Genomic DNA, 23,044 nt, shown 5'->3' with positions numbered 1-23,044 from the left:
AAAAGGCATAAAAAGAACAGAATATATATGATTAAAAAAGAATGTCAATAGGGCGTTCTTTTTTTATGGCAACTGTATATACGCAACTAGAGGAGTTTACACAAAGTATGGAGCAAAAAAAGAAACACATTACAGCAGCCGGCTTACTGATCACAATCGGTATCGTCTACGGCGATATTGGGACTAGTCCTCTCTACGTAATGAAATCAATCATCAGCGGTAATGGCGGCATAGCTGCCGTTAATCGCGAGCTAATTATCGGTTCGATTTCATTAATTCTTTGGACTGTCACCCTACTGACCACGGTCAAATATGTGCTGATCGCATTAAATGCTACTAACCATGGTGAAGGCGGCATCTTTGCCCTTTATGCTTTGGTACGCAAAATGGGTAAGTGGCTGGTTATTCCGGCTCTTGTGGGCGGTGCAGCATTGCTTGCCGACGGAACCTTGACCCCAGCCGTGACCGTTACAACTTCAATTGAAGGCTTGAAAAAAATGCAGTTCGGGTCAAGCATTCCCGTTCCCAACCAAACTGTTGTCATCGTCATCACGATTATTATCCTGCTTTTGCTTTTTTCAATCCAAGCCATGGGCACAAGCAGCATTGGCAAAGCCTTTGGACCAATCATGTTTGTCTGGTTTACCTTCTTGGGTGTCATTGGCATCTGTAACATGGCGCAAGACTGGTCAATTTTGGAAGCCCTCAACCCCATTTGGGCTATCAAGGTGCTATTCAGTCCTGCTAACAAAGTTGGCATTTTTATTCTGGGTTCGATTTTTCTGGCAACCACCGGTGCCGAAGCCCTTTATTCTGACGTGGGGCATGTCGGCAAAGGTAATATTCGCGGTTCTTGGCCATACGTTTTTATTTGCTTGACACTTAACTACTTGGGGCAAGGTGTGTGGATTTTACAAAATCCACATTACCAAACTCACGGCGGCGAACTCAATCCCTTCTTTGAAGCCGTTCCGGCTAACCTGCGTTTTTTTGCGATTATTTTGGCTACTATTGCCGCAATCATTGCCTCGCAGGCACTGATCACCGGCTCTTTCACACTGGTTTCGGAAGCGATTGGCTTAAAATTTTTACCGCGGATGAATATTAATTACCCATCAACCGAACAGGGGCAAATTTATATTCCATCCATCAATAAGATGCTCTGCGTTGCCACCATTGCAATTGTGATATTCTTCCAAACATCGCAACACATGGAAGCAGCTTACGGCCTGTCAATCACGGTAACCATGCTGATGACGACTCTGCTTCTTTACGAGTACTTACATAAAAAGAAATACCCGTTTATCCTGCGTATCTGCTTTTTAGTGGTTTTCGGCTTTATTGAGTCAATGTTCCTGATTTCCAGCCTAACCAAGTTTTTGCGCGGCGGCTATGTAACGGTTCTGATTGCTGGTTTTATCGGCATCATCATGTTCATCTGGTACTTTGGCAACAAGGTACGCGATGCCCACGAAGAAACCAACGCTTACGTACGGCTTGATGAGTACACTGACATGCTGACCGACCTCAGTCATGATGACGATTATCCAACCTATGCCACTAACCTAGTTTACATGGCCAATGTCAAATACAACAAGTTTATCAAACGGGAAATTCTGTATTCGATTTTGGATAAACGGCCAAAGCGGGCCAAGGCCTATTGGTTCGTGACGGTTAACATCACCAATGAACCTTTTACCGCTAAGTACGCCGTTAACACTTACGATACCAAAAACGTGATTAACGTTCAGCTGTACCTTGGATTCAAGCAGCAAACTAGTGTCAATGTCTATCTGCGTCAAATTGTTCACGATTTAATCAAGGACGGAACAGTTGAGGCGCAACCGCAAGAATACACAACCACGCCCGGCCGAGAAGTCGGCGACTTCTCATTCGTTATCGTCAATGATGTCGTTAGCCCTCTAACCAACCTTGTTGGTTATGACAAGTGGCTTGTGCAGTCCCGGGTCTGGCTGCAGAACCTGTCTTCCAATCCAGCCACTTGGTTTGGCCTGGAATATGCCGACACGGTAATTGAACGGGTACCGCTGATTTTAGGCAGAAAGCGTACGGAACAAAAAATTCGGCGCGTTGCGGCAATCAATTACGCAAAAGCAAAGACCAAAATTGATCTATAGTTGCAAGCAAAAAGTATTATCTAGCAAGAAACTAGGTAATACTTTTATTTTGCCAATTGATGTAAATATTTTAAAAATTCGAAATTTCAATTATTCTCCCAAACAATATCTACCAGGGAACTGGGTTCATCCAGATAACATCAATTACTATTTTTTTAATTTGAGAATTAAAATTTAATATTATGCAAACTCTATTTTGACAGATTTACCAAATGCACTACCAATTTTAGACATTGTATCCATACTAGTATTCGCACCATTCTCAATCCGCGCAATTGTTGATTGTGGCACTCCTGCTTTGTCAGCCAATTCCTGTTGCGTCCACCCATACTCTTCGCGTTCCTGCCGAACAGCTACAGCACTGTCCAATTTATTCAGTTCGGCTTGAACACCCTTAGCAAATTCTGGATCTTTTTCATATTCTGCAAACATCTCATCAACATCTTTCACTGCATTTTTTCTCATAATTATTCGGCTCCCCTTTCTTGATAATATTCAGCTCTGATTATTTTTGCATGATTAATTTCTCTAACAGCTGTTTTCTGAGTTTTCTTAATAAATCCATGGGTAATCATACAATCATTATTATCAACATGAAAATATAAACCTCTTTGAATATTACTGCCTAACTTAGACCTAATTTCATACAAATTAGCATCAAGCCGTTTTATCCATTCTTGCTGTATTGCCACCAACAAGCCATATTCTTCAATAGCCTTAATAGTAGCATCAAGTTTTTGCTGATCTTTTTTAGGTAATTTAGCAAAAAACTCATTGAATTCATTATGACCATTAGGACGCGTATAACTCTTAAATTTTGGCTTTTTCATATTTTAAGTATAGCATGAACAAATTTAAAATCAATATTTGCTATATTTGTTTTACCATTAATTATGACTATTTATTTTGCCAATTTATATGAATTCTTGCTTCTTAATTGCTTTAATCAAGCGAGCCACATTCTCAGCCGTGACGGCAACGTCATGTTTTGCATCCCGTATTGCCTGACTCAGGTTTTTGGCCCCTGTTGGCGTCGCAAAAATCGCACTAATGATGTCATCTTTATACAGGGCACTGATATCCTTGCCGATAGTCCCGGCAAGCGCCAGCACGGGAGCCTGAGGGGCCACTTTTTTGGCCGTCATTGCCACCCCGTAAGGTGTTTTGCCAAACTGAGTCTGATAATCAATCCCGCCTTCGCCAATAATCACCAGGTTGGCGTCCTTCATTTTTTCCTTAAGATTGCTAAACTTAATCACAATCTCAACGCCCTTAGCCATTGTCGCATTAGTAAAAGCAAGTAAGCCAGCACCTAAGCCACCGGCGGCACCGGCACCCGAAAGATTCTTAATCTCCTTGCCCAGCTCGGACTTAATCACGTCAGCATAATGCGCAAGGTTTGCGTCTAATTGTTCAACCATTGCCGGTGTGGCGCCTTTTTGCGGGCCAAAAATCCGACTAGCTCCATTCGGACCCACCAGCGGATTTGTCACATCCGAAGCAATCAGAATTTCGACATCCTTGAGACACTGATCAACCTTGCTGACATCAATTTGTGCTAAATCAACTAGCTGACCACCACCAAAGGCCAGCTCTTGCCCTCTTGCATCAAGTAATTGGTAACCAACGGCTTGAGCCATGCCCGCGCCGCCATCATTGGTAGCAGAACCGCCAATACCTAAGATGATCTGCTTGACACCATGATCGAGCGCATCAATGATTAATTGCCCCGTACCAAAAGTGGTCGCAATCAGTGGATTGTGGTTTTGCTGATTGACGTACTGCATCCCGCTAGCTGACGCCATCTCAATGACCGCGGTATCCGAGCTGCCAAGCAGGCCATAGGTTGCCTGGACTTTCTGTCCCAAGGGGCCAACAACTTCTTTTTGAATAAATTTCCCGGAGGTCGCCGCTGTCAAAGCATTTACTGTGCCCTCACCACCATCGGCCATTGGCACCAGAGTGTATTCCGCATGTGGTAAAATTTTTTCCATCCCACTTTTAATAGCTTGGGCCGCTTCCGCTGCCGTTAGGCTGCCCTTAAATGAATCCGGTGCAATCACAATTTTCATACTAAAATTTCTCTTTCAAAAAGTCATATTACATGCATAAAGCTCTACAAGACAGTGGTTGCAATCATGGCACTAACTTCTAACAAGTAATTCGTAAGTAAGTGCCTAGAAACACTCCATTTTATCTTTTAAATTACCAAATTTTAACCCGCTTATCCGGATCAAGCCACATCCCGTCTGTTGGCTGAACATCATACACTTTATAAAAATCGTTTTGGCACTGCACCTGCACATTGGCGCGAAGCGCATCAGGCGCATGATTGGCATATGCGGCACAAGGCAGAATTGATTCTTCAGTCTGCTTACAAACATTAGTCCGCGCGTAATTTTCAAATAATTCCCGCAAGTCTAAACCTTCCTCTTTAGCAGCAGCAAGGGCAACGGTGAGACCGCCTTGATCGGCAATATTTTCAGCAACGACTTGCTGACCATTCATTTTTGCTGGACCATACTCAATGCCATCAAACAAAGCCGCTTCCGCCGCCACCCGCTTACGAAATTCGGCCAAATCTGCTTTTGTCCACCAATTTTTCTGGTTGCCTTGCTCATCATACTGGGAACCATTATTATCAAAGGCATGCGTAATCTCATGCCCAATCGTTTTGCCAATCCCGCCATAATTAGCAGCACAGCTTTGCTTCGTATCATAAAACGGAGCCTGCAAAATTCCTGCCGGAAAAGTCAGATCATTTAGCTGTGGATCGTAGTAAGCATCAACAGCAGTTGCAGTAAGAGGCCACTTATTGTGCACAACCTTTTGCTGCAGCTGCGCCAAATTATACTTGTTAATTACGAATGAAAAACGCTTAAGATTACTGTATAAACTGCCGCCTTGGCTTGCGGGAATTATTTTTAACCTATCATAAAATTCAGGAGCCTTATCAGGATAACCAATTTTCAGCTTCATCGCCCGCAACTTAACAATGGCTTTTTTCTTAGTTGCCGCTGACAACCAAGAATTATCTCGTAAAATTTCTTCGTAAACATCTAGCAAATGCTGCACCATGGCCGTAACTTCTTTTTTGGCAGCTTCACCCAAATAAGTGCGACCATAATAAATACCGATAACCTCTTCATAGCAGCCAGCAGTAATTTGATATGCTTGGTGTTGCGGAGAAGATAGTTCTGCCTGACCCGCGCTAATTTGCATGCAGGGAAAAATTACCGCGCGAAAATCCTGTGATAAATAAGCTGCCGCATCGAAAACAAAACCGACTAGCAGCCAACTTTTAAATTCAGCAAAATTAGCTGTATTGAAAACTTCACTAAGATGAGCAAGATAATTAGGATCCTTTACAATGATTTGGTCTGGGACTTCACCCACCATTTCTTTTAAATAATTTTCAATCGCAAAGTCGCCAAATTGCTGGGCAAAATCCTGCCGTTTCATCGGGTTATAAGAAGACGCGTAATTCGCCCATTCTTCACTAGGCTTGATCAAACCGGCAATTTTATGGTCGAATTTAATGGCCTGAGCAACATTTTCTTGCAGCTCAGTTTCCGACAAGCCAATCATCTGCAATAATTTTATTGTTTGCTTACGAAAAACGGCTAACGTTCTTTCATCAATGGGAAAATATGTCCTAGAAACACTAAAGTATAAACTATTTACTTGGGTATTTGTTTTATCAACGCCAACATAAAATGAAAAAGGCGGATCAGCAATCAGACTGATTTTAGCTGCCTTCCTGTTATAATCGGCAAAGTCCTGCAAGTTTTCAATCTGTGCTACATCTTCTTTGATTGGAATGGCACCATCACGATTGCGTTTAGTAAAATCCCGCGCCAATTTATATAATTCCACCGCATCAGCAAGATGCTGGATTGCGGGAATTTTCTTTCTATCCTCGGCAAAATCTTCAAAATCGTGCATTAACAACTTTTCTATTTTTAGCTCAACTTCACTATAAGCACTTATTGCATATTTATCTACGGGAATTTGCGTTTTGGTCAGCCAGTCTGAATTAACCGCTAAATACAAATTATCTTGGGGACGTGTGCCGATATGTGGTTCAAGAATATTACCCATGCCGCCGCGGTTATCAACTTGTTCTTTCATTTAGTGAGCCTTTCATATAATTGATAAAATTTAAATTAGATAAATCATAACATTTCAATTTTTAAAAAGGTAGCGCAAAAATTGCCTAAATAGCATCTTTCAATTTGCTTTGCAATGGTACCACGTGATACTATACTGATGAGGTGATAATCATGATGAAGCAAATAAAGTTAAATATATTCACTAAAAATTTCATTCAACCTAAATATCCAAATCATGAGTTAAAGCGTTCAATAGATAGCCATAATTACGTTCACTTTACTAATGCAGACGAAGGATTAAAGTGGCTCAGTGACTGATATTCATAAAAATAATCAGTAGCACACAAATGGTTTTATCAACACTGGTTCACATGCAGACTTATTTAAATAAAGGGATAATTTCAAACCAAATTTGAATTATCTCTTATTTTTTCCCACTATAAAAGCGCTGCTTCCCGATGAAACAGCGCTTTTATTTTAAACTACCAAATCTTAACCCGTTTGTCCGGGTCAAGCCACATCCCATCTGTCGGCTTAACATCAAAGACCTGATAAAAATCATCTTGGCATTGCGCCTGCACATTAGCCCGTTCGGGTTCTGGACCGTGAACATCAAACGAAAGAATTGCCTTAATCGTTTCCGGAGTGGATTTCATCTCCCAAATTCGCGCATAATTTTCAAACAATTCCCGCAAATCATCGCCTTCGGCTTTCGCAGCTTCAACCGCTGCGGTTAAACCACCTTGATCGGCAATATTTTCAGAAACCATCTGTTTACCATTTAACTTAACCGGTCCATATTGAATACCATCAAACAAGTCAATTTCTGCTTGCGTCCGCTTCTTAAACTCAGCATAATCTTCCTTTGTCCACCAGTTTACCATATTGCCATGCTCATCAAACTGCGCACCATTATTATCAAAAGCGTGCGAAATCTCGTGGGCAATAACCGAACCGATACCACCAAAATTAGCCGCCCTGCTTTGGTGCAAATTATAATATGGTTTTTGCAAAATAGCCGCTGGAAAAGTCAAATCATTTCGCTGACCATCATAGCAGGCATTAACCAGATCCCCAGGCATTTCCCAAGTAGTTGTATTTACTGGCTGCTGTAACTGCTCAGCATTATATTTTGCCCGTTCATTCCTAAAGGCACGGCGGTTTGCATACAATGTTCCGCCTTGAGCTGCTGGTGTTACCTGCAGACGATCATAAATGGCTTCAATTTTATCTGGATAACCAATTTTCAGCTTAAGTGCACGCAACTTGACGATTGCCTTTTCTTTGGTTGTGCTTGAAAGCCAGTTATTATTTTGCAAGCGTTCTTCATAGACCTTAAGCATCCGGTAAATCATGTCCGTCACGTCTTTTTTGGCATCCTCGCCAAAATAAGTTTGCCCATAATAAGCACCAACAACTTCAGAAAAGTCGCGATCAGCAATTTGAAAAGCTTGTTTTTCGCCGCTTGCCAGCTCTGGTATTCCGTATAAAGCATGGGTAAACGGGAAGCTGGCGTCACGAAATTCTTGCGACAGATTTTCTGCATTGTTATTGATAAAGTTAACAATTAGCCAACCTTTAAGCTCGGTAAAATTAGCCTCGTTAATCAAGTCATTAACATGTTCTAGAAAACGTGGTTCACTGACAATCAGGCGCTGCGGAAGCTCTCCGTACACTGCTTGCAAATAATCATTAATTGGGAAATTAGCAAATTGCCCTGCGAACTCCTGAATTTCCAGCGGATTATAGATGGCAGGCTCATCGGCCCATTCTTCACCAGATTTAACAATTGCTGCCAGTTTCTTATCAAAATTAATAGCATTTTTGGCATATTCAGCCGCTTTTTCGCTAGTGACACCTGCCAGTTCAAGCAGCTTGACCGATTGCTTTTCTAACACTTCTAATAACTTAGCTGCATCCGGTGTCTGATAGGTTGTTGTATCAGGCAAAAACACTTCAGGGCCAGCAAAATAAACAACATTGACTTTGGTATTTTTCATATCAGGTGCAACATTCGTTCTAAACGGTAAAGTGGTAATTTTGCCTAGTTCAACCGCTTTAGCATTAAAGTCAGCCAAGTCTTTAACTTCTTCAAGAGTAGCCAAATCTTCCTTAATTGGTTCGGCACCCTCTTGATTACGCTTAGCAAAATCACGCGCCAGCTGATATAAAGCAACCGCCTTATCCATATTAGGAACACTTGGCATAGCTTTTTTACCAGCAGCAAAAGCGGCAAAATCATGCATCAAAGCCTTTTCCAGCGCAACCGAAATCATTGTAAATGACCCGTAACGGGAAAGGTCTGCCGGAATTTTAGCCTCCTCCAGCCACTGCGAATTCACTGCGAGATACAGGTTATCTTGCGGACGTGTGCCAACTTTTGGTTCAAGAATATTGCCGCTGCCGCCGCGAACTTTTTTAATATTTTTCATTTAATTAATTCCTTTCTATTAACAAATTTAAATTATCTTAATAATAGCATTTTACTTTTACACAAGCAAAAAAGCCCTGTTTAAACTAACTTTTCAGCTTGTTTAAGCAGGACAATTCCAAGTATAATAATTTTAAATATGCAATTTTTGCTTTAAAGCTGTAGCCATGAACTGGCTATAATTAATATCGTGTTTGTCAGCTTCATCGGCAAGATATTTAGGAATGGTAATATTTTTCCTAACTTTTTCATGTTTGACTGTGCTTACAATTTCTGTTCTAGTTACTTCAAATGGCAACTGAAACGCTTCATCATATTTTTCAGTATCAAAATTAACACGTTTTTTAAAAGCACTGGGTTTGGGAAAATTTGTTTTACCATCTAAAGCCAAAATCAACGCATCTTTACCATAATTATAGGCTTCCGCGGGGGTGGATCCAAAAGTTATCACTTCAGGAAAATCAGCAAAGCTCACTTCCCAGACATCATCAGCAATGTTGTGCGCTAACGTACCAAAATATTTATATGACATACAATAAATACCTCACTTTCTTGGAGTATAACAAACAATTATTTAATTCCTGCTTGTTTCATCATAGAATGCTCAATCCCCTTCGGTAATTCTCTTTCGTGCATTGGAACTATAACTTCTCTAGCTCCTTTTGTATATTTTGTATGAGAACCTGTCTGTGATACTTTTACAAAACCATTTCTTTTGATAAGTCTCACAAACTCCTTTGTTTTATCGGCACGATGCTTCCTTTCTGCATAATAAAGAAATTAAATTTTTTCAAGCTTCACTTACTTATATTCTTAAATACGCAAAAAAAGCCCCGTTCTCAAAAAGAACAGAGCAATCTTAATTTTATTCTAAATTACCAAATCTTAACCCGCTCGTCTGGATCAAGCCACATGCCATCACTAGGTTTAACGTCAAAGACCTTGTAAAAATCATCCTGGCACTGAATCTGCACATTGGCGCGCAGTGGACCTGGTGCATGAACATCTACTGCTGTTTGCGTTTTAATTGATTCGGTTAATTGTTTGTTAGCCCAAATCCGTGCAAAATTAGTAAACAGCTTCTTTAAATCTTCATTTTCATTCTTAGCAGCTTCAACTGCAGCAGTTAACCCACCCTGATCGGCAATATTTTCAGAAACAATCTGTTTACCGTTTAGCTTCACCGGTCCGTATTGAAGGCCATCAAAAATATCGATTTCAGCTTGCGTCCGCTTCTTAAATTCAGCATAGTCTTCCTTGGCCCACCAATTTCTCATGTTGCCAAACTCATCGAATTGCGAACCGTTATTGTCAAAGGCATGGGAAACTTCGTGCGCAATAACCGAACCAATGCCGCCATAATTAGTCGCCCGATCCTGTTTCAGATCATAGAATGGCGCCTGTAAAATTGCTGCCGGGAATGTCAGATCATTTCTTGAAGGATCATAACAGGCATTGACAAGGTCCCCTGGCATTGCCCAAACTGTCCGGTCGACTTCCTTGTGTAATTGTTCAATATTATACTTTCGTTCTTCAATGGTAAAAGCACGCTCATTAGCATACAAACTGCCGCCCTGACTAGTAGGGATCACCTTTAAGCGATTGTAAATTTCTTCAATCTTGTCAGGATAACCAATTTTCAATACCAAGGCCTTTAATTTAACAATTGCCTGCTTCTTGGTTGCCTCTGACAGCCAATCATTATTTGCCAGACGTTCTTCATAAACCTTGAGCATCCGGTGAATCATATCAGTCACGTCTTTTTTAGCATCTTCACCAAAATAGGTTTTGCCGTAGTAAACACCGACAACTTCGCTAAAATCACCGTCGGCAATATGAAAAGCCTGCTTTTCACCGCTAGATAGTTCCGGTTGCCCTGACAAGGCCTGGCTGAACGGAAAAGCTGCTTCCCGGAATTCTTGGGACAAACTCGAAGCCACATCGTTGATAAAGTTGACGAGCATCCAACCCTTGATCTCAGCAAAATTATCTTCATTAATAATTTCATTAACATGATCCAAATAGCGCGGTTCAGCCACAATAATTCTGTCTGGAATCTCACCAATTGCCTCTTTCAGGTAATATTCTATCTTGAAGTTCTTGAATTTTGCTTCAAAGTCCTCAATCTTCATTGGGTTATAGGTTGCCGGGTAATCTGCCCATTCCTCAGCCGACTTAACGACTTTAGCTAACTTGGCATCAAATTTAAGCGCATCATCCGCATACTTTTCGGCTTGAGCTTCACTTACGCCAGCCATCTTCAATAAGTTAACGGATTGCTTCTTTAAAATTGCCAATAATTTTTCAGCATCCGGTGTCTCATATGTCGTTGTATCCGGCAAAAAGAGCCCAGGTCCGCCAAAATTGAGGACATTAACATTGGTATTTTTCATATCTGGGTCAACACTAAACGAAAATGGCAAAGCAGCAAAGGTCGCCAATCCAGGTGCATTCAAGTTAAAATCAGCAAAATCCTTGATTCCTTCAAGAATTTCCAAATCTGGTTTAATTGGCGTTGCACCATCACGGTTACGTTTATCAAAGTCCCGCGCAATTTTATATAGTTCTACTGCCTTATCAAAATTAGGAACATCTGGCAGTTCTTTTTTACCATCAGCAAAATCAGCAAAATCTTTCATCAACTGCTTCTCAACCGCAACAGCAATGCCATCAAACGATGCCATCCGTGCCCGATCAGATGGAATCTTGGTCTTTTCAATCCATTCTGAATTGACTGCCAAATACATATTGTCTTGCGGCCTTGTACCAACTTTAGGTTCAATGATATCGCCGCTGCCGCCGCGAACACCGATAATTTTTTTCATTATTCAAGAATCCTCTCATTATTAAAAGTTTAAACTAGACTTATCGTACCATTTTACACAGCAACTAACTGTTAAAATGCGTTTACAAAATCATTTGTATAACTTGAGCCGCTTACGCAGTTTGCTGTGCAGAGGCAAAATCAAAAGAATCATCAAAAAAATGCCAGAAGCAGCCGTAATAAAGAACGGGATATAACCGGCACGATCAATGATTGCTCCACCAAACAAAGGCCCAAAAGCTTGGCCAATTCCCCGCGAAACGTTAATTTCTCCTTGATACTTACCCTTACTAGTAATCGGCGACAGTTCATTAACGTAAGACGGAATGGCCGGAAAAGCTGTGGCTTCGCCCAACGTCAAAATGAACATTGAAAGTGCAAAATGAGCAAAATCGCGCGCAAAAATCAGGGTTACAAACGAAATAGCAAACATCGTTGTCCCAAAGATTATTTGGTGGAAAAGGTTTTTAAATAGATGCGGGTAGCGGGCCAAAATAATTTGCGCAATCACGATAATCGCACCATTGAAAGTCCATAACAAACTGTACATGTGAAACGGAATCCCCAAAGAAACCATGTAAACCGACAGATTTGATTCCCAATTCATATACATCAACCAAATAACAATCAAAGTAGCAGAAAAGCCAATCGTCATCAATAAGTTGTTTTTCGGCATTGGCTCTGCCTTCTGTTTATGTCCTTCATGACTAACATTAGATTGCCGCTTTTTGTGAAAAGCAATAATCGGACGGTAATTAATCACGGCATTAACAGTAGCAACTACAAACAATGATGCCGCAATGATAAAGAGCAATTTAATCGAGTAATCATACAGGTAGCCCACGGCCAAGGTTCCGGTTACGGTTCCTAAATTTTGTGCAAAATAAATAATGTTAAAGACATAACGCCCAGGATACCTGCGCAGACTAGTCGCAATTGAATTAATGAGGGTTCCGTTCCAGCCACTGATAAAACCAGTGAGGGTTAGCCAGACCCAATATTCCGGCCAGCCATGAAAAAAGGCCATCAAAAAAAGAATCAGCGCATCCAAGCTCAGCCCGGCTACAATCATTGGGTAGGGGTTGCAGCGGTCATAAAGCCAGCCGCCGACAAGCGAACCCAGAACATTACTGGCACAGTTGCAAAAAAGCACAACCCCAATCAGCGACAGGCTGATGTGCAACTGCTTATTCAAATAAACAGAAGTTAACGGCCAAACAAAGCTCGAGCCAATCCATGTCGTGAGCTCACCAAGCAGTAACCAGTGTAATTTAATTTCTTTATCTTTGTTTTCCCCATGTGTCAGTTTCATCCATCCATTCCTTTCTGTCTATTTCAATCTAACAAGCTGCATAAAAAAAGAGCAGCTCTTCCGATGCAAAGCATGTTCTTTTAAATTAACTATACGGTTAAGCAATAATATTTACTTAAAGAATTGTCCCTTATTTACTTGGTAAAACTTCTTGTACCTGCCATAGTAGTTATGAAACATATATTTCATTAGCAGCCAGCGCTTGAAACTGCGATCTTCATCGTAGAAAACCGTTGTGCCGTAACGGCCCTCATTAATCAGCTCCTCAGCTGTCTTTTTGGCTTCATTGTCAGCCGCATATTCCAAAAAGATTTTTTCTGGAACCCCCAGCCACAAAACATGCTTTGATTTTAACTTATTGCCAAAAATAGTTTCTTTATCTTTCAAACTGTCATTAACATAATCGTCAACATAATATTTTGCTAAGTTATAGCCATTTAAAGTAACATAAAAGCTGGACCGACCCTGACGCAAATTGATCTCAAAAAATTTGTATTGACCATCGCGCACATCATATTTAATATCAAAGTTGGCCATTCCCGTGTAATCAAGTTGTTCCAAAAATGACTCAACTTCCTCATATAATTTTTCATTATAGTCGGGCAAGATTGCCATGTAATTGCCAATCGACTGCGGTGTCGGGTCTTCAAGAAGCGGGTGTCCCATACACATCATCTTGACGTGGTGCTCCTTATCAACGTAGGCATTAACAACACGCATGTTGGAATCATCCCCGGGAATAAAGTCCTGCAGAATCAAATCTTCTTTATAGCCATTACCATAAATTTTCCCGACAATTTCTTTCAGTTCAGCCTCATCGTGGATGGTGAAGGCCTTTTTTCTGCCCTCAAAATGCACATCCAGCCAGGAAACGGGATCTTCCGGTTTCAATTCAATCGGATAAGAAAACGGCAGATTTAGATAATTACCGCTCTGGAAGTCGGTCATTGTCACAATTTTAGTCTTCGGATAAGGCAAGCCATGCTTTCCCGCAATTTCATAAAAGCCTTCTTTCGAAATTAGCTTTTCCAGTAAATCATAGTCAGTGTACGGAACAACAAAGACTTTTTCCAGCTCATCCTTGTGCTTAGATAAAAGTTCAGCATAGCCATCACCGCAGGCAATCAAAATCACCGGTTCTTGGTGGTCCCGGTAAGCCTTCATCTTAGCTCGCATTATTTCAATAAAAGTTGGGTCCTCGCTGAAGCCCGCATGCAATTCAACACTGACAATTTTCGAATAACGTGTTGCCGCCAACTGACTTTCGGCTATTGCTTTAACTTTAATTCCGTAAGCTTCATTAAATGACCGCGCCATGCCATAAACATTCATATCACTGCCAAGCAGAATGGGCGTAAAATCTTTATCCATCTTAAATTAAGCTCCTAACTAGACTAATTTCCCTTGTTTAAGTAAATTAGCTACTTCTGGTTGAACGTGCTGATATTTTGCAACCGCACCATCATAATCAACAAAGAATAATTTATACCAAACTAAGAAAGTATAAATTGTCCAAATCTGCCGCCGGTGCGAACCATCGCCATGATAATTCTCATCCAGCAAAGCTAAAATCTTTTTTTGTTCAAAAATATCGTTGACAAAATCTTCTTCAAATAATTCCCGCACCTGTTTATCAAAACGAGGTTCTTGCAGCCACTGCTTAATCGGAGTCGGAAAACCTAACTTCGGCCGCTTAGCCCATTCTTCCGGCAGGACCTTTTCTGAAGCCTTGCGCAAAGCGTACTTGGTATCATGTTTATTCATCAGATACTTGGTCGGGATTGAATTGGCCAATTCGGCAATCTTCCGGTCCAGGTACGGTACCCGTAATTCAAGTGAATGCGCCATCGAAATCTTGTCGGCTTTTTGCTCAATGTCGTTTAACATAAAGTGATGCAGATCAATATACTGCATTTGCTTAACGTTATCAATCCCCTTAACTTTTTGAAAGTCCTTTTGGTAAATGCCATTAACCGTCAACTTATTGCGGTATGTCGGCTGCAAAATATTATTAGCATCCTCGCTAGTGAAAATTGTCGGATAATCCATGTCGTAAATAATCGACTGGCCAACATAAAATTCATTGGGCTCTGCCAAATTGGTATAAAGGTGCACTTTACCAGGGAAATTAGGCATTTTTTTAACTGTATGTGCTAATTTAACCTGTGTTTTCTTAGATAATTTTTTTAAGCCCGAAGTGAAGACCTTGATGACGCTGTTATGCGTGTGCATTCCGTAATTGACATAACCCGCAAATAATTCGTCGGCACCCTCACCAGACAAGGCCACCGTTACGTGCTTACGCGCCATTTTACAGAGATACCAGAGCGGGATAATCGACGGATTAGCGTCAGGCTCTTCCATGTGATACTGCATTTCCGGAAAATCACGCATCGCCTCATCGGCTTTCACCTTATCCGAGAAAAACTTCCAGCCTTTAATATCGGCCAAGGCTTTCGCCTTTGAAGCTTCATCATAGGTGGCATCATCAAAGGAAATCGAAAACACATCATCGGGGTCCAAGATACTGGTGACGTAACTTGAATCAACCCCTTCAGACAGGAATGCACCCACGGGAACATCGGCATTATGGTAAAGCTTGACCGTTTCCTGCAGATCTTCATTAATCTTGTCAATCGTCTCTTCAAAACTCAGATTATTTTCCTTGTACTCGGCATCCCAGTATTGGTGGGTCTTCATTTGACCGTCGTGATACTCAAACCAATGACCAGCTGGAAAACGATAAACGCCTTCAAAGAAGGTCTCATCCAAGTCGTTATACTGGTTCATTAAATAAGGCTTAACCGCCTCAACGTTCAGGCGCCGTTTAAAACCAGGAAAGGCAAACAGGCTCTTTAATTCTGACGCAACCATCAGATGACCATTTTCGTTGCTGTAATACAGCGGCTTGATACCAAAGAAATCACGAGCACCGTACATTGTCTGCGTATTATCATCCCAGATAACAAAGGCAAACATGCCGCGAACCCGCTTCAGCAAGCCGTCCATGCCCCACTCCTCAAAGCCGTGAAGCAAAACCTCCGTATCGGTTTTAGTAGTAAAAGTATGTCCTGCCGCGAGCAGTTCTTTGCGCAGCGGCTTAAAGTTATAAATCTCGCCGTTAAAAATAATTGCCCGGGAATTATCTTCATTATAAATTGGCTGGCTGCCGCCGCGCAAATCAATGATCGACAGCCGCCTGAAACCAAGCGCAACTTTATCATTGGTATAAAAGCCATCGGAATCGGGGCCACGATGCTTGATCGCCGCCATCATTTTGCCGATAGCTGCCTGTTTATCATTTATTTCTGGATTGTAAAAAGCGACGATTCCGCACATATTTCGAACTTCCCTTAATTGTTTTTGCTAATTAAATATTTAACTATTCTATTATAGGATAAAGCCACCTATTTACCAAATAGCAGGCCCGCAAGCCTTAACTAAATGTATAAAAATCTTCTTTTGGAAGCAGCGCCATAGCCAAAGCTTTGAATGCAGTGCCGCTTCAAATCAATATTGACAATATACCCTGCAAACTCGTTAGCATGATCAATCTGCCGGTTCCAATTTTTATTGTATTTAGTCGTTAACACATGGTTAGGACCCATCAAAGCAGAGCAATTAAACAGAATGTACTGAATACCATTGATCCGGTACTGGTCTTCACGGTGACGGTGCCCGCAGAAATAGGCAATAACGTGAGCATTCTTTACCTTTGTAAAATCAAAGTCATTGGCTAAACGAAATTCCGGTGGAACATCGGAATTAGAATGCATCCGGCCCTTTTCGCCCTGATTAAAGGCAACCAGTAATTCATGCAGCGAACGGCCGTTATACTTCAGCGCATTCGAGCCCTTGCGGTTGATTGGATTTGCGTGGCTCATCAAAATTATCTGCTTATTTGATGACTGCTCCAAAATTTCAATAATTTCTTCAATTTGGTCTTCACGCACAGCTAATGTCAGCTTGGTGTCATACTTTTTCTGCCCATGAGCATCCAAAACATAGGGCAGATCCGAGGTATTCACCGAAATAAACCGGACATCATCAGCATCAAAATAACAAACACCGTGTTGTTTAGTCACATAATGCAAAGCCCGCTGCTGGTACATATCGGGCCACATGATATTCTCAAATTCGCCTTCAGGAAAAGAAGCATGGAGGTCATGGTGCTCATCAAACTTATCATTCTCATCGTGGTTACCTTTAACCATGATATAAGGAATCTTGGTCGACTTGAAGGCATCACGCAGCTTAGTTAATTCGCTCTCACCCAAAAAGCCGGTATCTGAACCGTCAATCCAGTCACCTAAGTGTACTTTTAAGTCAAGAACGCCGGTACCATCAAGATAGGAAAATTCGTTAACGTGCGTCAAGCCGTTCCAGCCATAAAAATCTGTGCTGTCTCTATCCTTAAAATGTGTATCACTGATTACACTGACATTAACGGAATTATTGCCGCTACGCGTGTGTTTGTTAACATAATTAACAAACTCATCCAAATACTGTTCTACTTGATAACGCCGACCAGTAATCCGGTTTTGAAAAGAGCGGTAGCGACCAAGTTCCTCATTAAACTTACGTACATATTCTGGTGCTAAATTTTGCGAGCTGGCAAGGCTAAGAGCTTGATGCAGAACGCCTTTTTCATCTTTATAAACAGTTAAATCATAAGATTGCCCATCTGGTGTGCCTGCATCTTTGCCAACTTGATATTCGCCAACCGTCATATATTTTTGCATCGGGTCAAGCTCCGCGCTCTTCGGCTGCCGTTTCATCCGATTTTTTGCACCTAGAACTTTATCAACTAATCCCATCGTATATTTAAAAATTCTCATAATGTCACCCTAAAAGACAAAGAAAAAGCCGACTTTAATGTCGACTAAAAAAGCTATGCGTTGTGTGCCAAAGCATAAGCTGCAAGCCCCAGTGACAGGACTGCATCTTTTGACAATACAGTCTGCAGATCGCGTGCAGCAATTGCCTCTACCGCACCAATTACCTTCAAGCTGTAAGTAACAACGTGATAATCGACTTCCGCATTATAAAAACCATCTTCATAAGGGTTTTCATGATTGTAAGTTAAGTTGATTTTATCCTGATCGACATAACCGTCAACGTGGTTAGTCAAAATGCGATCATGCAAATCAATCAACTTATCTGAAAGTTTAATCAGAGTAAGTTTGTGGTCACTTTCGGTTTCATAATACTGTTCTTCAGTCATTCCAAAATAAGTCTTAATCGGTTTATTTAAAACACCTAGGTCATCGATTGCTTTATAAACAGCCTCAGCATCAAAGCTCTGTTTTTTACCTAAAATTTTATCCTGCGACAAGGCCAAATCATCAGCCAACATCATTGTATCTAACTTTTCCATGTAGCCCTCCTCAATTTATCTTATATTATATCAAAAAAGGCAATTTATCGCTTCTAAACAGCAAAAATTGCCTTAATTTAATATTTCTTAACTTTGATAAAAACTATAAACTAGTTTTTTCGAGAATTGCAATATTAAATTGAACACTTTTTAAGCAGAAACTTGGTAAATCCGATCAAGCTCCCGGTCAAATAGCTCTTCTGGAGTATGGTAAGCGAGAATTTTTCTTGGAAGTCCATTGCACCATTCTTGGATTTCTGAGATTTGGGTGAGAGCCCATTTCTTAATTGCCTGTCCTTTGGGAATGAAGCGCCTGATTAAACGATTATGGCATTCAACTCCACCTTTATCACAAGCGGTATAGGGATGAGCAAAGTAAACTAGCGTTTCAGAAATTTGTTCCAACTGGGATAAATCTGCAAACTCAGACCCGTTATCAGTAGTAATCGTCTTAAAGATTTCATTCCAATGTTCACCGTATTCCTGACGTAAGTTTTCTAAAGCTGCCATGACACTAGCAGCAGTTTTGTCTTTAATCTTGATGATAAAGAACATGCGTGTCATTCGTTCGTAGAAGGTAAGTAGAACTTCATCGTCCTTGGTCTTATTACCAAGAACTAGATCACATTCCCAGTGACCAAATTCCAACCGTTTAGCAATTGCTGGATCGCGCTCTTCAATACTACGGCCTAACTTCTTTTTGTTTTTACGAACACGTTTAATCTTAGTATTACGGCTCAATTTTTCAGGTAAGTCAGTTGGCTTAATTTTAAGCAAGCCACGTTCAACGTAGTTATACAAAGTTTTAGAGCAAACAGCCTGCTTGCTGGTAAATTTACCAGTAGCTGTTGCCTCGCCCCAGATAGCATCAAGTGACCACTTGTGAGAACCAAAGAAATTTTGCTCTACGTAATCAATGAACCTATGTTTAACTAAAAAATCAAGTTTACGACCGCAATTAGCACGATTATCTTCATATTTTATCTGAGCAGTTTTTGCATCATAGCGGTGCTTTTTGCCATGATAAAGGCTGATTTGCCCCTTTCTGAGCTCATACATAACAGTACTGGGTGAACAATTCAGTTCACGGGCAATAAAACGTAAAGACTTACCTTGTTTGCGTAAAACTTGGATTGTCACACGATCCTCAAAAGTGAGATGTTTGCCTTTTTGGCGAATATTCATGTTAGAATGTAATTGGTCCATTGGAATCCTTTCTGAGTGTTTGGTGATAATTACATTCTAACAGAAGGAGCCAATGGGCTTTTTAGTTGAAACACCAAGATTTACGCTCAGTGTTCAATTTGATTATACAATCCCCCAAACTAGTTTTTTTACTAAATCAACTTTTTCCGAATCGCACCAGAAATCCAATCAATTACAACTACCATAACGATGATTCCCAAAAGAATAATGCCAACGCGGTTCCATTGCCGGTACTGCAAGGCAATGATCAGGGGATAGCCAATACCGCCGGCACCAACTAAGCCCAACACCGAAGCTGAACGGATCGAAACATCGAACCGGTACAAAGTATTCGAGATCAGCGCCGGCAGCAAATCCGGCAAGGTCGCAAACATGGTAATGTTAAATTTAGAACCACCGGCGGCAGCCACCGCCTCATTTGGCCCGTCGTCAAGGTTTTCAATTTCTTCAGAAAAGAGCTTTGCCAGCATCCCCACTGAGTGAAAACCTAAAGCCAAAACTCCGGCAGCAGATCCCGGCCCAACGGCCTTAATAAACATTAGCGCCAACACGATTTCCGGAAATGACCGAATAACCGCCAGTACAATTTTCCCGCTGCGAGAAACATACCAATGCTTATGTTTGGTATGGGCGGCCCAAAAGGCAAAGGGCAGCGAGATAATTGCAGAAATAAAAGTACCCAGAAAGGCGATACAAATTGTCTGCCAAAGTTCTGAAACTAGGTCTTCACCGCTGCCATTATAAACATAAGACCAATCAGGATGAAAAATCCCCGCAAAGATGGCCCCGGCGATTTGTCCGGCAGTTGCTTTAATTCCGCCAAAATCAATGCCAGTGCAAGACCAAATAATAAGTGCAATCGTCAAAATTGTCAGAACGGAATATTTAATGCGCTTTTTATAATCAACGGGTTTAGCTGGTAATTTTTTTATACTAGTATTCATTAGTCCATCAACGCCTCCCGTGATTTAGACGAAACGTAGTCAATCAGCACCACGACTAAAATAATTACGATAATAATTGTTCCGGTTTTCCCATAGTCAAAGACCTGCAATGTCTGCTGCAGATACAGACCAATGCCGCCGGCACCAATATAACCAAGAACAGTCGAAGCCCGCACATTGATCTCAAACGCATACAAACAGTAAGAAATAAAATAGGTCATGACCTGCGGCAGCACCGCGAACATGATGATCTGCAGCTTATTGGCACCAACGGCTGTCAAGGCTTCAATCGGACCCGGATCAATCGTTTCAATTGCCTCATAGAAAAGCTTGACGACCACGCCAAATGTAAAAATTGAAAGAGCCAAGATTCCGGCAACGGGACCAATCCCCACAATCGCAACGAAAATGGCCCCAAGAAGGAGGTCGGGAATTGTCCTGATAATATTCATGATAAAGCGCAAAACACTGGTTACAATCTTATTTTTAACAATATTCCTGGCAATCAACAACGAATAAACAAAAGCCAACACCGAACCAATAATTGTTCCCAGCACCGCCATTTTAATTGTTTCCAGCAGCAATGGAATGACGCTGCCAAGATAGGACCAATCGGGATGCAGCATTTGCACAAAAATATCACCGAACTGATCAAAGTTTGCAAACAATGCGCTAAGATTTGTATGCGTTTCATTGGTAGAAATAACTAGTCCAACGATAAACACCAGCAGCCAGATTAGGTTCATGACGTGCAGCTTTTTCTTGGGCAGAACTGCTAAATTTTGCTCACTATCAGTCATTTTCGTCACCGCCATTATAAATTTTAGTGAAAATAGCTTCAGGTGTATCAGCCATTGCACCGTCATAAATGACTTCACCGCCGCGAATCCCAATGACCCGCTTGCCAAATTCACGGGCAAGGGCAACACTATGAAGGTTAATGACCACCGTCATGCCGTGATCCTCATTCAGCATCTTTAAATCTTCCATGATTCGGTGAGAAGTTTGCGGATCAAGGGAGGCTGTCGGCTCATCCGCTAAAATAATCTGTGGATTTTGCGTCAAAACACGGGCAATAGCGACCCGTTGCTGCTGCCCGCCGGATAATTGATCAGCCCGGGTATAAACTTTATCTTCCAGCCCAACCTGCTTCAAAGCCTCATAAGCACGGTTTTTGTCCTCACTGCTAAACAAATTCAGCGTGCTTTTCCAAGTAGGATAATAGGCAACCCGGCCCGTAAGAACATTGCGCAAAACGCTTGAACGTTTAACCAAGTTAAAGCTCTGAAAAATCATGCCGATATTTCGTCTAAGCAGCCGCAGCTTTTTACCTTTAGCTTTGGTAATCGATTCGCCGGCAATTAAAATATCACCCGCAGTGATATCAATCAAGCGGTTGATTGACCGCAGCAGAGTTGATTTGCCCGCGCCGGATAAGCCAACAATCACAACAAACTCGCCCTGATTAATTGTCAGATTGATATCTTTTAGGCCGACAACTCCCTTGTCGTAAACCTTTTTTACACCGTTTAATTCAATAATTGGTTCTGCCATTGCAGCCATCACCCCTACTAACCAAATCCTTACTTCTTTGTTGATTCGATAATTTTGTCGTATTTACGGACAATATCAAAATCGCTGTCCTTCACATAATCATAGCCTTCATGGGTATAAATGCTTTCGATTACTTTGTGGCCCTCTTTTGATTTGGCAATCGAAATAAAGGCTTTGGCCAATTTATCTTTGAACTTCTTAGAAATATTTGGCGTAACGCCAATAACATCGTTAGGAATCGGTTTAGTAAAGTAAATCGGCACCACCTGGCTCATAATCTTCGGGTTATCCTTTTGGACAATTGTCCGCGCATCCTCAAAGACAAAAGCTGCATCGGTGTCACCATTTAAAACGTTCAAAACCGCCTGATCCTGCCCCGTTACCGTAACTAACTTACAGCTTTTAAGAACATTCAGGCCCTTTTCTTTTAATTCGGCAATCGGAAATACATATCCAGCACTAGAAGTCGGATTTTGAATGGAAATGCTCTTACCTTTTAAGTCTTTCCAGCTCTTAATTTTTGAACCCTTTTTGACTAAAATTTCTGAATGATAAAACTTAACCAAATTTTTCGTGCGTTTACCACCGGGCTGCTTAACACCGTAGCGTTCTGCCTGCAGCAGCAAATCAGCTGCTTTTTGCTTGTGAGCCAGAATATAGCCATCAGGCGGCAAAAAGCCAACATCAACTTTTTTAGATTTCATAGCTTCCACAACCGTGTTATAGTCGGTCGACATTGAAACATGAACCGGAATCCCCAGCCTTTTCGAAAGCATCTTTTCCAGCGGCTTGGCCCGGGATTCGAGCTTATCCGCTGCCTGACTAGGCACAAACTGCACATTCAGCGACTTGGGTGTGTAATCTTCCTTGCTTGAATTTTTATTGGCTGAACAAGCTGCCAAACTAAACGCAGCTAGGCCAACAGCAAGCCCTGCCAATATTTTCTTAAGTTTTTTCATACGTCCTCCTAAATGGCTTCAAAAAATAAAATCAGAAAAAAAGACTCAAGGCGAAACACAAAAGTGAAGCGCATCAAGTCTTTCAATATAAATAATTTTAATTAGCAAGCCAGCAAATACTAAACTTTCAAGGGATACAGCTGCCAGGGCCAAGAAAAAATTTACAGCAAATTTTACTTCTCTGTAT

Annotated in this window: 19 protein-coding genes; 1 reads left to right on the top strand and 18 read right to left on the bottom strand. The window is 41.3% G+C overall.

Annotated elements, in window-relative coordinates; all coding sequences use genetic code 11:
• Positions 1-107 precede the first annotated feature (107 nt).
• Positions 108-2,138, top strand: a complete 2,031-nt coding sequence (locus PT285_RS01840; RefSeq protein ID WP_277147432.1) for a KUP/HAK/KT family potassium transporter — start codon at positions 108-110, stop codon at positions 2,136-2,138.
• A gap of 180 nt (positions 2,139-2,318) precedes the next feature.
• Here the strand turns inward: PT285_RS01840 and PT285_RS01835 are convergent, their stop codons facing one another.
• The 18 genes from PT285_RS01835 to PT285_RS01750 form a co-directional block, all read right to left on the bottom strand.
• Complete coding sequence (locus tag PT285_RS01835) at positions 2,319-2,603, bottom strand: helix-turn-helix transcriptional regulator (protein WP_277147430.1); 285 nt, start codon at positions 2,601-2,603, stop codon at positions 2,319-2,321.
• A 2-nt stretch (positions 2,604-2,605) separates the two neighbouring features.
• Positions 2,606-2,968, bottom strand: a complete 363-nt coding sequence (locus tag PT285_RS01830) for a type II toxin-antitoxin system RelE/ParE family toxin (protein ID WP_277147428.1) — start codon at positions 2,966-2,968, stop codon at positions 2,606-2,608.
• Positions 2,969-3,052: 84 nt separating this feature from the next.
• A complete protein-coding gene (locus PT285_RS01825) occupies positions 3,053-4,210 on the bottom strand; it encodes a glycerate kinase (RefSeq protein ID WP_277147426.1) in 1,158 nt (385 codons plus the stop codon).
• A gap of 133 nt (positions 4,211-4,343) precedes the next feature.
• Complete coding sequence (locus tag PT285_RS01820; protein ID WP_277147424.1) at positions 4,344-6,269, bottom strand: M13-type metalloendopeptidase; 1,926 nt, start codon at positions 6,267-6,269, stop codon at positions 4,344-4,346.
• A gap of 463 nt (positions 6,270-6,732) precedes the next feature.
• The gene (locus tag PT285_RS01815) at positions 6,733-8,682 is read right to left on the bottom strand and encodes a M13 family metallopeptidase (protein ID WP_277147422.1); all 1,950 of its coding nucleotides are present in this window, start codon (positions 8,680-8,682) and stop codon (positions 6,733-6,735) included.
• 132 nt (positions 8,683-8,814) lie between these two features.
• On the bottom strand, positions 8,815-9,213 hold the full coding sequence (locus PT285_RS01810; RefSeq protein ID WP_277147420.1) for a type II toxin-antitoxin system HicB family antitoxin: 399 nt from the start codon (positions 9,211-9,213) through the stop codon (positions 8,815-8,817).
• A gap of 38 nt (positions 9,214-9,251) precedes the next feature.
• Complete coding sequence (locus PT285_RS01805) at positions 9,252-9,410, bottom strand: type II toxin-antitoxin system HicA family toxin (protein ID WP_277147419.1); 159 nt, start codon at positions 9,408-9,410, stop codon at positions 9,252-9,254.
• Between the two features lie 146 nt (positions 9,411-9,556).
• Complete coding sequence (locus tag PT285_RS01800; protein ID WP_277147417.1) at positions 9,557-11,506, bottom strand: M13 family metallopeptidase; 1,950 nt, start codon at positions 11,504-11,506, stop codon at positions 9,557-9,559.
• 90 nt (positions 11,507-11,596) lie between these two features.
• Positions 11,597-12,817, bottom strand: coding sequence for an MFS transporter (locus PT285_RS01795; RefSeq protein ID WP_277147415.1), 1,221 nt, complete (start codon positions 12,815-12,817; stop codon positions 11,597-11,599).
• Positions 12,818-12,928: 111 nt separating this feature from the next.
• The gene (locus PT285_RS01790) at positions 12,929-14,188 is read right to left on the bottom strand and encodes a carboxylate--amine ligase (RefSeq protein WP_277147413.1); all 1,260 of its coding nucleotides are present in this window, start codon (positions 14,186-14,188) and stop codon (positions 12,929-12,931) included.
• Between the two features lie 18 nt (positions 14,189-14,206).
• Positions 14,207-16,156, bottom strand: coding sequence for an asparagine synthase (glutamine-hydrolyzing) (gene asnB / locus PT285_RS01785; RefSeq protein WP_277147411.1), 1,950 nt, complete (start codon positions 16,154-16,156; stop codon positions 14,207-14,209).
• A 101-nt stretch (positions 16,157-16,257) separates the two neighbouring features.
• Positions 16,258-17,655, bottom strand: coding sequence for a metallophosphoesterase (locus tag PT285_RS01780; protein ID WP_277147409.1), 1,398 nt, complete (start codon positions 17,653-17,655; stop codon positions 16,258-16,260).
• 53 nt (positions 17,656-17,708) lie between these two features.
• Positions 17,709-18,194, bottom strand: coding sequence for a hypothetical protein (locus tag PT285_RS01775; RefSeq protein ID WP_277147406.1), 486 nt, complete (start codon positions 18,192-18,194; stop codon positions 17,709-17,711).
• A gap of 150 nt (positions 18,195-18,344) precedes the next feature.
• On the bottom strand, positions 18,345-19,400 hold the full coding sequence (locus PT285_RS01770; RefSeq protein WP_277147404.1) for an IS30 family transposase: 1,056 nt from the start codon (positions 19,398-19,400) through the stop codon (positions 18,345-18,347).
• 131 nt (positions 19,401-19,531) lie between these two features.
• Positions 19,532-20,344, bottom strand: coding sequence for a phosphonate ABC transporter, permease protein PhnE (gene phnE, locus PT285_RS01765; RefSeq protein WP_277147402.1), 813 nt, complete (start codon positions 20,342-20,344; stop codon positions 19,532-19,534).
• Positions 20,344-21,144 (bottom strand): phosphonate ABC transporter, permease protein PhnE, encoded by an 801-nt coding sequence (gene phnE / locus PT285_RS01760; protein ID WP_277147400.1) that lies wholly within the window; start codon positions 21,142-21,144, stop codon positions 20,344-20,346. Before phnE (PT285_RS01760) ends, phnE (PT285_RS01765) begins: the two co-directional genes overlap by 1 nt.
• Entirely contained in the window at positions 21,137-21,907 is a 771-nt protein-coding gene (gene phnC, locus PT285_RS01755) for a phosphonate ABC transporter ATP-binding protein (RefSeq protein ID WP_374211452.1), read from the bottom strand. The genes phnE (PT285_RS01760) and phnC overlap by 8 nt, the downstream gene beginning before the upstream one ends.
• 20 nt (positions 21,908-21,927) lie before the next feature.
• Positions 21,928-22,857 (bottom strand): phosphate/phosphite/phosphonate ABC transporter substrate-binding protein, encoded by a 930-nt coding sequence (locus PT285_RS01750; protein ID WP_277147396.1) that lies wholly within the window; start codon positions 22,855-22,857, stop codon positions 21,928-21,930.
• Positions 22,858-23,044 lie beyond the last annotated feature (187 nt).

Origin of the sequence: Lactobacillus sp. ESL0791 (genome assembly GCF_029433255.1) — a bacterium.
Taxonomy (GTDB): domain Bacteria; phylum Bacillota; class Bacilli; order Lactobacillales; family Lactobacillaceae; genus Lactobacillus.
The sequence above is the reverse complement of the archived record's forward strand: the minus strand, read 5'-3'. Positions and strand labels throughout refer to the sequence as shown.